This window comes from Streptomyces fulvoviolaceus (genome assembly GCF_000718165.1).
In the GTDB taxonomy this organism is placed as follows: Bacteria; Actinomycetota; Actinomycetes; order Streptomycetales; family Streptomycetaceae; genus Streptomyces; species Streptomyces fulvoviolaceus.
Map to the genome: position 1 here is coordinate 76,715 of NZ_JOEY01000037.1, position 13,147 is coordinate 89,861.

General features: G+C 71.5%; 12 protein-coding genes. 7 read left to right on the top strand and 5 right to left on the bottom strand.

What is annotated here, in order from left to right; translation table 11 throughout:
• Both IG08_RS0134800 and IG08_RS0134805 read right to left on the bottom strand, forming a co-directional pair.
• Complete coding sequence (locus IG08_RS0134800; protein ID WP_030611997.1) at positions 1–756, bottom strand: dienelactone hydrolase family protein; 756 nt, start codon at positions 754–756, stop codon at positions 1–3.
• 124 nt (positions 757–880) lie between these two features.
• Positions 881–1,501 (bottom strand): L-threonylcarbamoyladenylate synthase, encoded by a 621-nt coding sequence (locus IG08_RS0134805; RefSeq protein ID WP_030612000.1) that lies wholly within the window; start codon positions 1,499–1,501, stop codon positions 881–883.
• A 110-nt stretch (positions 1,502–1,611) separates the two neighbouring features.
• Between IG08_RS0134805 and IG08_RS0134810 the strand changes: the two genes are divergently transcribed.
• The 3 genes from IG08_RS0134810 to IG08_RS0134820 all read left to right on the top strand — a co-directional run bounded on the left by IG08_RS0134810 (position 1,612) and on the right by IG08_RS0134820 (position 4,774).
• Entirely contained in the window at positions 1,612–2,556 is a 945-nt protein-coding gene (locus IG08_RS0134810; protein WP_030612003.1) for a MerR family transcriptional regulator, read from the top strand.
• Between the two features lie 59 nt (positions 2,557–2,615).
• Positions 2,616–3,173 carry a GNAT family N-acetyltransferase gene (locus tag IG08_RS0134815; RefSeq protein ID WP_030612006.1) on the top strand — a complete coding sequence of 186 codons (558 nt, stop codon included), beginning with the start codon at positions 2,616–2,618 and terminating at the stop codon, positions 3,171–3,173.
• Positions 3,174–3,265: 92 nt separating this feature from the next.
• A complete protein-coding gene (locus IG08_RS0134820) occupies positions 3,266–4,774 on the top strand; it encodes a helix-turn-helix domain-containing protein (protein ID WP_030612009.1) in 1,509 nt (502 codons plus the stop codon).
• 126 nt (positions 4,775–4,900) lie between these two features.
• Here the strand turns inward: IG08_RS0134820 and IG08_RS0134825 are convergent, their stop codons facing one another.
• Positions 4,901–6,127 (bottom strand): cytochrome P450 family protein, encoded by a 1,227-nt coding sequence (locus IG08_RS0134825; RefSeq protein ID WP_030612012.1) that lies wholly within the window; start codon positions 6,125–6,127, stop codon positions 4,901–4,903.
• Between the two features lie 292 nt (positions 6,128–6,419).
• Between IG08_RS0134825 and IG08_RS0134830 the strand changes: the two genes are divergently transcribed.
• Entirely contained in the window at positions 6,420–7,217 is a 798-nt protein-coding gene (locus IG08_RS0134830; protein WP_030612014.1) for an alpha/beta fold hydrolase, read from the top strand.
• Positions 7,218–7,288: 71 nt separating this feature from the next.
• Positions 7,289–7,768: a hypothetical protein gene (locus IG08_RS54710; protein ID WP_030612017.1), complete on the top strand. Its 480-nt coding sequence runs from the start codon at positions 7,289–7,291 to the stop codon at positions 7,766–7,768.
• 19 nt (positions 7,769–7,787) lie between these two features.
• On the opposite strand, the gene IG08_RS0134840 is transcribed toward IG08_RS54710, so the two are convergent.
• On the bottom strand, positions 7,788–8,690 hold the full coding sequence (locus IG08_RS0134840) for an alpha/beta fold hydrolase (protein WP_030612022.1): 903 nt from the start codon (positions 8,688–8,690) through the stop codon (positions 7,788–7,790).
• A gap of 156 nt (positions 8,691–8,846) precedes the next feature.
• Between IG08_RS0134840 and IG08_RS0134845 the strand changes: the two genes are divergently transcribed.
• Positions 8,847–10,826, top strand: coding sequence for an AfsR/SARP family transcriptional regulator (locus IG08_RS0134845; protein ID WP_030612025.1), 1,980 nt, complete (start codon positions 8,847–8,849; stop codon positions 10,824–10,826).
• Positions 10,827–10,877: 51 nt separating this feature from the next.
• Positions 10,878–12,740, top strand: coding sequence for a leucine-rich repeat domain-containing protein (locus IG08_RS0134850; RefSeq protein ID WP_030612028.1), 1,863 nt, complete (start codon positions 10,878–10,880; stop codon positions 12,738–12,740).
• Between the two features lie 25 nt (positions 12,741–12,765).
• On the opposite strand, the gene IG08_RS0134855 is transcribed toward IG08_RS0134850, so the two are convergent.
• The gene (locus IG08_RS0134855; RefSeq protein WP_030612031.1) at positions 12,766–13,140 is read right to left on the bottom strand and encodes a hypothetical protein; all 375 of its coding nucleotides are present in this window, start codon (positions 13,138–13,140) and stop codon (positions 12,766–12,768) included.
• Positions 13,141–13,147 lie beyond the last annotated feature (7 nt).

Below are 13,147 nucleotides of genomic sequence, written 5' to 3' on the forward strand. Positions count from 1 at the left end.
TCAGAACGTGCGCTTGAGCAGGTCGAGCAGCGCGGCCCAGTGCCGCTCGTCCGCCACGCGGTCGTACTCGGAGGTGTCGGCCTGTGTGAAACCGTGGTGTGCTCCGCCGTAGACCTCGCATCGGTGGCGGACGCCGGCCGCGGTCAGCGCGGCGTCGAAGCGGTCGATCTGCTCGGTGGGCAGCGACGGATCCTCGTCGGCATGGCCGAAGTACAGCTCGGCGGTGATGTGTTCGGCCGCCAGATGCGGGCTGTCCGGCGCGTCGGTCGCCAGCCGCCCGCCGTGGAAACCGGCCGCCGCGGCCACCCGGTCGGGGTAGGCGCCGGCGGTGAACAGGGCGAGCCGCGCGCCCATGCAGTAGCCGGTGACGGCGACCGGGCCGTCGGCCGTCTCGGGGCGGTCGGACAGGGCGCGCAGATAGGCAGGGGCGTCCCGCGTCGCCAGTTCGGGCGTCAGCGACTGCAGGACCGGGCCGATCGCGTCCCACAACTGCGGCCGGGCGGCGGTGTCGATGAAGTCGGGCAACTCGAAGACCGGTGCGCGCCCGTGACGGTAGAACACGTTGGGCACCAGGACCGTGTAGCCCGCCCCGGCGAGCCGGTCGGCCATCGACTTCAGGTGGGGGCGCAGCCCGTAGGCGTCCTGGTAGAGCAGGACACCCGGGCGGGGAAGGCCGTCGCCGGGACGGGCCAGGTAGGCGTCGGAGATGCCGTCCTCGGTGGGGATGTCCACGGCTGTTCCCTGTACGGAGGTCATGCGGCTGCCTCTCTGCGCAGTCGACGGCGAGCGGTTCGTCGGCCCGGCAGAGCCGGGACCGTCGATATGCTTTCACCTGCCATCCACCGGGCCACGTCGGCCCCCCTCGGCGGGGAGCGCGGCCTCACTCGAACCGGGTCGTGTCACCCGCCCCGCGCCGCACGATCTCGGCCTCGCCGTTGGAGAAGTCGATCACGGTCGTCGGCTCGGTGCCGCAGTCCCCGGAGTCGACCACCGCGTCCAGCACATGGTCCAGCCGGTCCTTGATCTCCCAGCCCTGGGTCATCGGCTCGTCCTCGTCGGGCAGCAGCAGGGTGCTGGACAGCAGTGGCTCCCCGAGCTCGGCGAGCAGCGCCTGGGTGACGACGTGGTCGGGGATGCGCACGCCGACCGTCTTCTTCTTCGGATGCTGCAGCATGCGGGGCACCTCCTTCGTCGCCGGGAGGATGAAGGTGTAGCTGCCGGGCGTGGACGCCTTGATCGCGCGGAACACGTCGTTGTCGACCCGCACGAACTGACCGAGCTGCGCGAAGTCCTGGCAGATCAGGGTGAAGTGGTGCCGGTCGTCCAGCTTGCGGATGGTCCGGATCCGGTCGATGCCGTCACGGCTGCCCAGCCGGCAACCCAGCGCGTAGCAGGAGTCCGTCGGGTACGCGATGAGCGCGTCCGAGCGGATGCTGTCGGCGATCTGGGAGATGGTGCGTGGCTGAGGATTGTCGGGGTGCACGTCGAAGTACTTGGCCATTCGCCGAGCTTATGCCGTGGACGTACGGCGGCCGCGCAGGCCGGTTGTCGGCGACGCCAGGGGAGACACGGACTTGCGTCTCCCGCAGGGGGAGACACGAAGGTGAGGACATGGACGACGGCGACAGCACCCTCCACTCGATCGGCGAACTCGCCCGGCGCACCGGGCTGACCGTCAAGACCATCCGTTTCTACTCCGATCGCGGCATCGTGGCGCCCGCCGACCGCACTCCCGTCGGCCACCGCCGCTACGGCCCCGAAGCCGTCGCCCGACTGGCCTTCGTACGGACACTGCGCGAGCTGGGACTCGGCCTCGACCAGATCCGGCAGATCCTGGACCGGGAACTGGCCCTCGACGACGTGGCCGCGCAGCACGCCGCAGCGCTGGACGTGCAGATCGGCATCCTGCGACTGAGGCGCGCGGTGCTGACGACCGTGGCCAGGCGCAGGCCCACCCCCGAGGAGACACAACGCATGCACGAGCTGGCCCGACTCCCCGCAGCAGCACGCCGACAACTGATCGACGACTTCCTCGACAGCGTCTTCGGGGGCGCCGACGGGAACCTCGCCTACGCGGCGACACGGCGTTCCATGACGCCGGAACTCCCCGACCACCCCACGGAGGAACAGCTGGAGGCCTGGGTCGAGCTGGCCGAACTCACCCTGGACCCGGACTTCCGGACCGGCTTGCGGCGCATGGCCGAGGACCACCGGGCCGACCAGGGCCCCGGCGGCTCCACACCACCGCGCCCGGCCGTGGTGGGCCTCGCTCGCGACCACGCGGAAGCGGCCGTGGCGTCCGGAATCCCGCCGGAGTCACCCCGGGCCGACGCTGTCGTCACGGCACTCGTCGCCCATTGCGCCCGCGCTCTGAACCGCCCCGACGACACCGCACTGCGCCGCCTTCTGTTGCACCGCCTGGACACCGCCGGTGACCCGCGCAGGGACCGCTACCTCGAACTCCTCGCCCTGATCAACGGCTGGCCGGCCCCGGCACGCCTGACCCCGGCCGTCGCATGGTCCGCGACGGCCCTGCGCGTGCGGGCGGCTCGGTGACCGGAGGCCCGCAGGAGCCCACACCCGGGCAGAGCACGCCGATCACGTACGCTCCGGCCATGGCCAGGACCGCCGTACAACTGCACGTGCACGCAACGACGTTGGCGCCTGGCCTCGTCCTGCGTCCGTGGCGCCTGTCGGATGCCCCGGATGTGGTCGCCATCCATCAGGACGAGGTCCTGCGGCAGTGGATCAGGTCGGCGGTGGACGACGAGGCGGGCGCCGTGCGGTGGGTGCGGGAGCAGCAGCGGGGGTGGGAGGCGGGTGACCGCTACGCGTTCGCGGTCGTCGAAGCCGGTGATCAGGAGCTCGTGGGCCATGTGGTCCTGAAACGCCCGGTCCCGCACGGCCCGACCGCCGAGGTCGCCTACTGGATCGCGGCCCACGCGCGCGGCCGGGGCGTGGCTCCCCGGGCGCTGCAGGCGTTGACGGACTGGGCCTTCACCACCTTTGCCGACGATGGGCCGGCACGCCTCGAACTGCTGCACCAGGCGGACAACACCGCCTCCTGCCGAGTGGCCCAGAAATGCGGATACGCCTTCGCCGCGCTCCTGCCCGCGGTCCCGCCCTCCCACCCACGCGAAGGCCACCTCCACGTACGCCTGCCCCAGACCTGACCGCGTCCCGCCCGAACGCCAGGCACGCGTGCGTGAGGTAACGTCCCCGAGCGGCATGCCGTGGACGATGCGAGGGCGAGGAGAAGGGCGACGTGGCGGGTCAGGGTACGGGCGTCGAGGGTGCCGATGCTTCGACCTGGGCGCAGGAACTCCTCGACCATCTGCGGCCGACCGGCCGTGACGTCCGCAAGGTCGTCGCCTGGCTCGCGGACGCCGTGCAGGGCGCGGCCTCACTCCAGGACGACGCCGGAAATCTGCTCGCCGGTACCCGCATGCCGCTCGACGAGGCTCTGGTCGCGGACATCCTCGCGGGCCGCCTCGCCTCCGCCGCGTGGGGCGGTGAGGGCAACCACCTGCGCCTCGTCAGGGTCGAGCACCCGAACCCCTCGTCGGCCGGCGTGCTCGCGGTGTCGCGCGCGATCCCCTTCGACCGGCGCACCGCCGACGTCCTGACGCACACCGCCCAGGTCGTCGAACTCCTGCTGCGCGCAAGCGAGGCGACCGCGGCCGGCCACCGGCTGGAGCAGGCCACGTCCGATCTGCGACTGGCCATCCTCCAGCTGCTGATGGTGGAGGACACCGTGGCCGCCCGCCGAGTCGCCGCGGGCCTGTGGCCGGGCCTGCTCGACACGGACACCGCCTGCGTCTACCTGGTCGAAGGCTCCGCCGAGGAACGGGACCGGCTCGCCGAGGACTGCCTGGACGCGACCGGCGAGCAGGCCCTGGTCGTGCGCTGCCCGGCCGTGGACGAGCACGTGATCGTCGTGACCCCCAAGGACGCCGCGGGCGAGGCCCTGCGGTCGCTGATCGGCCGCACCCCGGGGACCTTCCTGGGCGGCAGCGCCCGGCAGAGCCTCGCCCGGACCGCCATCGCGTACGGGCAGGCCGTCAGCGCCCTCGCCGTCGCGCACTTCCGGCCGGACAAGGCGGCGGTCTACGCCGAACGCACCCACCCCGAACGCCTGATGGACCCGGCGGCCCTGCGCGGCTGGACGGCCCAGCTGCTGGCCCCGCTCGACACCCTGGCCCACCACACCCGCGCCGAACTGCTCGCCACGACCCGGCTCGGCCTGGAGTTCACCGCCGTGAACGCGGCGAAGATCCTCGGCGTCAGCCGCAACACCGTCCGTGCCCGCATGGAGCGTGTCGAGTCCCTGCTGCGTACGGACTTCTCCGACCTCACCGTCCGCGCGGCCGTCCACCTGGCCCTGAGCACACAGGTCAGCCTCGCGGACGGCCACGGCACCGCACAGGAGGCCCGGGCCCGGCTGGGCGACCTGCTGGCCGGGCTCGCGCTGCGCACCTGGGCGCACGACCTGCTGGGCCGCCTGGACAGCGACACCCGCGATCTGCGTCGTACCGTGCGCACCTGGATCGCCGCCGGGGGCAACGCGGAACGGGCCGCACAGGCACTGGGCATGCACGCGCAGACCGTGCGCGAGCACGTCCGCAGCGCGGAACCCGTCCTCGAACGCCAGCTCCTCGCCACGGGCAGCGGCCTCTACGAGGTCGTGCTGGCCCACCTGGTGACGGAAGATCTCGAACAACCCGTCCTGCTCCGGGAGAATCCGGGCCATCCGGACTCACCTGTGCACGGGTGAGTCCCGCGCGCCCCGCAGTGGGCATGGACGCGATTCCCAAGGGCTCCGAATGTGACGTAAGTTCAACATCCCGCGGGGGACACGACCGGAACGGGGGACCGGTCGCGCCCCCGCGGTTCCTCACTTTCACCGGACCAGCCGGACCGGCACCTCCTGCCAGCCGAACGCGATGAACGACGGCACCTGCCGCAACTCGCCCTCGCCGACGGCGAGACGCAGACCGGGGAAACGGTCGAAGAGCGCGGGCAGCGCGGTGAGCGCCTCGGCACGGGCCAGCGGCGCGCCGATGCACCGGTGCACGCCGATGCCGAACGCCAGATGGTCGTCGGCACCGCGTGCGGCGTCGAAGGCGTCCGCGTCCGGCCCGTAGTGCTCGGGATCCAGCCCGGCCGCCGCGTACGTCGTGATGATGGCGTCCCCGGCCGGGACGGTGACGTCGCCGACGGTGAGGTCGTCGACCGCGAACCGAAGTGGCAGCGAGGCGATCGACGGTTGCGTCCGCAGCGTCTCGTCCACAATGGCGTCCCACCCGATCTCCCCCGACCGCACCGCCGCCAGCTGCTCAGGGTGGGTCAGCAGCGCGACCACCGCGTTGCCGATCAGGTTCACCGTCGTCTCGAAGCCGGCGCCGATGACGAGCAGCAGCGTGTAGAGCAGCTCCTCGTCGCCGAGCCGGTCACCGTCCTCGTCCCGGACGCGGATCAGTTCGGTCGTCAGATCGTCGCCGGGGTGCTCGCTGCGGTGGGCGATGAGCGCGGGCAGCACCGTCCCGATCTGCCGCTGCACGGACGCGGCGTGCTCCGGGCTCGGGTCGGAGGTGTCCATGATGGCCGCGATCATCCTCGCCGTGTCGGCCCTCAACTCCTCGGGTACACCGAAGAGTTCGCAGATGATCCGCAGCGGCAGCGGATGCGCGAGTCCCTGCCGCAGGTCGACCACCTCCGTGCCGGCCGCCTCCAGGGCGTCGAGCAGCTCCGCGGTGATCGCCTCGACGCGCGGCCGCATCGCCTCGGTGCGCCGGTGCGTGAAACTCGGCGCCACCAGCTTGCGCAGGCGCGCGTGGTCGGTGCCGTACGTGGAGAGCATGTTGACCACGCCGACCCAGCCCAGGACCCAGCCCCAGGAGGGGTGTTCACCGATCTCGGGCCACAGCTTCCAGTGCCGTCGGGGATCCTTGCTGACCCGCGGATCGAGGATGAGGTCCCGGAGCGTGTCGTAGCGCGTCGGCGCCCAGGCGGGGATGCCGCCGGGCAGCTCCACGGGCACGATCGGACCGAGGGCGCGCAGCCGGGCGCTCTCGCCGGCGATGTCGGCGCCGAACGGGTCGAGTGCGATGCGGTCGGTCACGGTCACGACGGACTCCTGGCTGGTCGGGGACGTCGCACTCGCAGCACAGTACACATCGGCCCTGCTCCCTCTCGGGCAATCGCCGTGTGAGAGTGGTGAGTTGACCGGTTGCTGGGAGTTGCCCTCAGAACCCGGCCACCGTTCCCGGTCGGTGACGGTGACGGTGACGGTGACGGTGACGGTGACGGTGACGGTGACGGTGACGGTGACGGTGACGGTGACGGTGACGGTGACGGCGGTGCCGCAGGCGGCTACCGTACTCGGCAGTAACCCGACCGTGTGCAGGAGGCGAGCACCCATGCCGCAGCTCGAAGTCGACGGTGCAGCCCTGACGTACGACGACGAGGGCCCGCGCGACAGCGACGCCGTGCCCCTGGTCCTCATCCACGGCTGGACGGCGAACCGGCACCGCTGGGACCACCAGACGGCCCACTTCACCGAGACGCGGCGGGTGATCCGGCTCGACCTGCGCGGGCACGGGGAGAGCAGCGGGGCGGGAGCGCGCACGATCGAGGCTCTGGCGGAGGACGTCCTCGCTCTCCTCGACCACTTGAAGGTCGACCGGTTCGTCCCCGTCGGCCACTCCATGGGCGGCATGATCGCGCAGACCATCGCCCTCGCCCACCCGGAACGGGTCGAGCGCATGGTGCTGGTCAACTCCATCGGCAGGATGACCTACAGCCGGGGGAGGGGCCTGCTGATGGGGGCCTCCACCCTGGTCCCCTTCAAGCTGTTCGTCGCTGCCAACATCCAGCGCGCCTTCGCCCCGGGCTACCCGCGCGAGCAGGTCCGCGCGTACATCAAGGCCTCCGCGGACACCCCGCGCGAGGTCGTCATGACCGTCTACGGCGCCATGCGGGCCTTCGACGTCCTGGACCGTGTCGGCGAGATCCGCACGCCCACCCTGTTGGTGCACGGCTACCACGACATCCAGCTGCCCGTCGCGCAGATGCTGCGCATGGCCAGGGCCTACCCGGACGCGGTCGTCCGCATCATCGACGCCGGCCACGAACTCCCGGTGGAGAAGCCCGTGGAGCTGACCTCGGCGCTCGACCGGTTCCTGACCCATCAGGACCCCAAGCCCCAGCACGGCTGAGCAGCCCCGGCTGATCTTCCGTACCTCAGGTCGTAGTCGGAGACTCGACCACCCGAGATACGGAGAGGCGCGTGCCCCAGCAGTCGCAACGAGGACAGACCGGCCCCACCCCGCCCACCCCGCCCACCGCGACCCGCCTCTCACGGCGCGTCGCCCTCGCCGGGAGCCTGGTGGTGTTCTCCCTGGCCACGGCCTGCAGCGGCGGCGGGGAGGACACGCCGGCGACCGGCAAGGCGTCGAAGACATCCGCGGCGGCCGCCGCCGGAGTCGTGGCGCCGGCGAAGATCGAGGTGATCGCCGGTCTGGCCGGCTGCGAGGCCGAGATCCGTATCGAGGCGGACGAACTGCGCGAGGGAGTGTGCCGTACGAAGTCGGCCGCGTACCGCATCACCACCTTCCCCGAGGAGAAGCTGAAGGAGGACTGGCTGGAGGCCGCCAGCGTGTACGGGGGCAAGTATCTGGTGGGCCCGCGTTGGGTCGTCAGCGCTCGGCCGAAGCTGCTGGAGCAGGCCCGGGCCAAGCTCGGCGGCACCATTCGGCAACTGTCGTAGCCACCGGCCGGCTCCGCGCTCACGTCGGCCGAAGTACGACGGCCGGCCGCGTCAGCAGCGAGCGCAGTGCCTTGGTGACCTCCGCCGGCTCCTCCTCCGCCATGAAGTGGCCGCAGGAGACGGTCGCGTGGTGGAGGTCCTCGGCCCAGGCCTCCCACAGGGCCGCGGCGTCGAAGCCGAGCGCCGCTCCCCAGTCCTGCTGGAGCACCGTGACGGGCATGACCAGCCGGTTCTCCGCGGCTCGGTCGGCCTCGTCGTGCTCGACGTCGATACCCGCGGAGGCACGGTAGTCGGCGACGATGGACGGCACCGCCGCGCGGCACGCCCGCAGATACGTCGTACGGACATCCGCCGGGACGGCGTCGGGACGGTTCGCCCAGATGTCGAGGAAGTACCCGAAGAACGCGTCCGCACTGGCCGTGATCATCTCCTCGGCGAGACCGGGCGGCTGCGCCATGAGGTAGAGGTGGAAACCGACCGCGGCCGAGGTGCCGTGCAGGGCGCCCCACATGTCGAGCGTCGGCAGGATGTCGAGGCAGGCCAGGTGAGTGACCACGTCGGGGTGGTCGAGGCCGGCCCGGAACGCCACGAGGGCGCCTCGGTCATGACCGGCCAGTGCGAACCGGCGGTGCCCCAGCCGCCGAGCGAGGGCGACGATGTCGTTCGCCATGGTCCGCTTGGAGTAGGTGTGCGGACCGTTCTCCCGCGGTTTGTCGCTGTCGCCGTAGCCCCGCAGATCGGGGCAGATGACGGTGTGGTTCGCCGCGAGATGCGCCGCGACATGCCGCCACATCAGATGCGTCTGCGGAAAGCCGTGCAGGAGGACGACCGGCGTGCCGGTCCCTCCCACGGCCACGTTGAGGGACACGCCTTCGGCGACGGGCACGCGCTGGTAGTCGAATCCGGCGATGGTGGGTTTCACGGCTGGGCTCTCTTCGGTCGTTCGGCGCGGGGACGGCATCGGTGTCCGGGCCCGGTGACCCCGATGTCTCCAGGATCCGGGGCGCGAATGAGCAACCGATGAACGCGTGTACGTTGAGGCGGGACCGGGCCGGGGACGGAAGGGCGGACGACCGACGTGCACGTGGAATTCGGCGTCCTGGGGCCCGTGGCCGCGTGGGACGAGACCGCGGAGCCTCTCGCCCTGAAGGGCCCCCGGCACCGCGCGGTGCTGGCCCGTCTGCTCATCGCCCGCCGCAGGGTCGTGCCGGTCGCGCGACTGGTGGAAGACCTGTGGGGCGCGCGGCCCCCGGCGGACGCGGTGGGTACCGTACGGACCTTCGTCGCCGGGCTGCGGCGGGCACTGGAACCGGCGCGGGCACCGCGGACGCCGTCCCGCCTCCTGGTCACCGAAGGCCCCGGCTACGCACTGCGCGCCGCACCCGACCGCGTCGACGCCTGGTGCTTCGAGCGCGCCGCCGCCTCCTCGGCGGACGAACCTCCCGCGCAGGCGGTGGCCACGCTGACCGGCGCCCTGGAACTGTGGCGCGGCCCCGCCTACGCCGACTTCGCCGAGGAGCCCTGGGCACGCGCGGAACGCTCCCGACTCACCGAACTCCGGCTGAGCACGGTCGAACGCCGGGCCGAGGCACAGCTCGCACTCGGCGCCGCCGCGGAGGCGGTACCGGACCTCGACGCCCACGTCGCCGAACACCCCTGGCGGGAGGACGCCTGGCAGTTGCTCGCCCTGGCCCTGTACCGCTCCGGACGTCAGGCGGACGCCCTCTCCGTCCTCAGACGGGCCCGGCGCACCCTGCGCGAGCAACTCGGCGTGGAGCCGGGCCCGCGGCTGCGCCGCACGGAGGAGGACATCCTGCGCCACGCGGACCACCTGGACCCGGGCCCGGCAGACACCGCCGCACAGGTCTGGGCACAGGCGACCGCCGCGTACGACAGCACGGTCCCCTCCCGCGCACGGACCCGTCTGGAGTCGACGGCGGGGCTGATGCGCGACCTCGCGGTGACCGGAGGTGGCGGCCTGGAAGCGGCACGCCGCCACCGCGCCGCAGCCGTGGCGGCAGCTGAGCAACTCGGCGACCCGGAGCTGACGGCACGCGTCATCGGCGCCTACGACGTCCCCGCCATCTGGACCCGCTCCGACGACCTCGCCCAGGCCGACCTGCTGGTAGGAGCGGCGGAACGCACCCTGCGGCTCCTGCCGCCCACCGCACACGACGCGTCCCGGGCCCGCCTCCTCGCCACCATCGCGGTGGAATCCCGCGGCACTCCTCCCGCCGACGGCGGATCCGCACGCGCACACCAGGCAGCGCACCAGGCGGAGCAGATCGCGCGACGTGTCAACGACGCGACGCTGCTCCTCTTCGCTCTCAACGGCGTCTTCATGCAGACCTTCGAACGAGCCGGACTCGCCGACCGCCGGGACACGATCGGCGCCGAGATCATGACCGTCGCCGCACACCACGGCCTGTTCACCTACGAAGTCCTGGGCTGCCTCATCCGCCTGCAATCGCACGGCGCGAAAGGCGACTTCACGGGAGCCGACCGCTACGCGGCGGCCGCCGACGCACTGTCCGAGCGGCACGAACTGCCCCTCGTCCCCGTCTTCACCACGTGGTACCGCGCGCTGCGGACCGCCGCGACGGAGCCGCTGCCCCGCGCCGAATCCGCCTACAGGGAAGCCGCCAAGACCCTGGACGGCTCCGGAATGCCCGGCCTGGAGAACGGACTGCTGCCCCTGGCCCTGCTGTCCCTGCAGGTGAGTCACGGTGCGCCCGTCGTGTTCGACGCGCACGCCGACTGGGGGCCTTACGGACCCTGGGTGCGCCCCCTGTTGCTGCTCTCCGAAGGCTGCGATCAGGACGCCGTACGCCTGCTGCGGTCCGTTCCGTCACCGCCCCGCGATCTGCTCTACGAGGCCCTGTGGTGCCTCCTCGCACGTGCGGCCGTCGCGGTGGGCGACCGGGCGCTGATGCGGCGCGCCCACACCGCGCTCGAACCGGCGAGGGACGAACTCGCCGGAGCCGGCAGCGGACTGCTCACCGTCGGCCCCGTCGCGGTTCACCTGGATGCACTGGCCGACGCCTTGTCGCGCCCGTAGCCGTCCCTGCGCCGGCCGGTGTGTCAGAGCCACCCTCTACTGTTGCGCCCCATGACCGAACACCAGGCCGAAGGCGCTGCCACCCATCAACTCGACGCGTACCGCGAGCTGTTGACGAGGACAACCCCCGCGAAGGCGCGCCGCGCGATCCGGGAACTCGTCCTGATCGCCGACGACGGGGAGGCGCTGGAACTGGCCGCCCGCTTGGGCCCGGTCGCCGACTTCACCTCGGAAATCCTCTTAAGACTCTGGCCCAAGGCGGCCGACCCGGACGGCTTCTGTGCCGCACTCCTCGCCCCCGCCTTCCGGCGCGAGAACCGGACCGAGCTGAGACTGCGCGGCATGACCTCGCTGCGGGGCCTGCGGCACCTGACGATGCTGCGCCGACTCCACCTCGACCGCTGCAAAGAGGTCACGGACGTCACCGAGATCGGTGCCCTCACCGCACTCACCGACCTCGACCTGAACGGCGGCTACGGCGTCGAGGACCTCTCGCCCCTGGCCGGCCTCCATGAGCTCACCCGGCTCAACCTGCACCGCTGCCGAACGGTGACCGACGTCAAGCCGCTGCTGACCCTCGGGCGGCTGGGTGATCTGGACCTGAGCATGACCAAGGTGCGGTCGGTCGACGGATTCGGCACCGCCTTCCCGGCTTTGGAGAACCTGACGCTCCGCGGCTGTCGTTCCTTCAAGGACGTGGCGCAGTTGTCCGGACTCAGGCGACTTCGGCGCCTGGACCTCGGCTGGACCGGCGTACGCAATCTGGCGGGACTGCGTGACCTGCCCGCCCTCACCTCCATGGACCTCAGAAGCTGTGGCCGGCTCACCGACCTGGAGGGCATCGGCGCGCTGCCGGCCCTGACCGAGCTCGAGCTCACGGACTGCCCGCGCCTGGCGAGTCTCCGTGGCCTCGGCACCCACAGCCGTATGACGAAACTCAAGATCTTCGGCTGCTCACAGCTGGGCGATGTGTCCGGCCTGGCCACTCTCGCCGACCTGACCACCTTCGTCGTCGTGGGCAGTGAGAAGCTCACCTCGCTCAAGGGGATCGAATCGCTCCGGCGACTGGAAAGGCTCCATGTCGTCAACTGTCCGCGGCTGGAGGACTTCTCCGCCCTCGAATCACTCCCGTCCCTCGCGCGTGTCAGCCTGGAGGGCCTGGACGGGCTGCGCGATCTGACGCCGCTCGCCCGGGTCCACGGCCTGCGCTCTCTGTCCGTCCTCCGTGGCCACCGACTGGCCGACCTGCGAGGGCTCGCGACGCACCCCGACCTGACCGAATTGACCGTCCGTGATTGCTCCCACCTGAGCACCCTCGGCGATCTCGGCGACCTGCCCGCCCTGCACACGCTCCGCGTGGAGGTCTGCGAGAGCCTCACCGACCTCGACCACACAGGGAGCCTGCCCGGCCTGCGTCAAGTGCGCGTGCTGGACTGCCACAACCTCACCGACGTCAGCGCACTGGCCACCACCGCCGTGACCGACATCGACCTCTGCCGGGCGCGCGCACTCGGCTCGCTGAGCGCTCTGGAGGACAGCGCCACGCTGCACACGTTGAAGGTGTTCGGCTGTCCACTGATCGAGGACATACCCACCCGGCTCAGGTCGTTGGAGGTCTGGAGCATGGAGTGGACCGACGTGTCCCGGCTCTCGGGTCTCGGCTCGCTGCACACCCTGAGGCTGGCGTTGGACGAGCTGACGGACATCGGCGCCCTCGCCGCGTTGCCGGAGCTGACGGATGTCGATCTCGACTCCTGCCTCAAGCTGCGGGACTGCGCTTCCTTGCTCGATCTGCCCACCCTGAAGAGGCTCAAGATGCCGGTCCGGCTGGCCCAACGCGCCTACCACGGGGAACACGACCCAGTGATGACGGAGCTCGCGGCACGCGGGGTGAACGTCCTCACCCGCTGGTGAGTACAGGCTCCGTCACCCGTGGACGTCAGCAGTCCGGTACGCCCTCGATCTTCACGCCGCCCCGGATGTACAGGTTGTTGACCCAGGCGATGTCGCTGCCGGCGAACTCCTGGACCGCGGTCCACCAGTTGTTCGTGCCGACGGCGGGGTCGGTGACGGACTCGCCCTGTGTCTGGCACACGGCGTCCAGCCAGTACTTCGAGCGGACCGCCAGGACGTTGGAATTCCTGGTGGGCTGTTCGCGCAGGTTGACGTCGGTCGCCCAGATGTAGACGTCGGTGAGGGTCGGGTCGCCGCTGTTCGCGGCGGCCGGGGCTGCCTGGGCGGTCGTGGCGAGGGCACCGGCGGCGAGCGCGGCCGCGGCAAGTGCGGTGGCGGAGCGGCGTATCAGCCTGTTCATGTGTGGG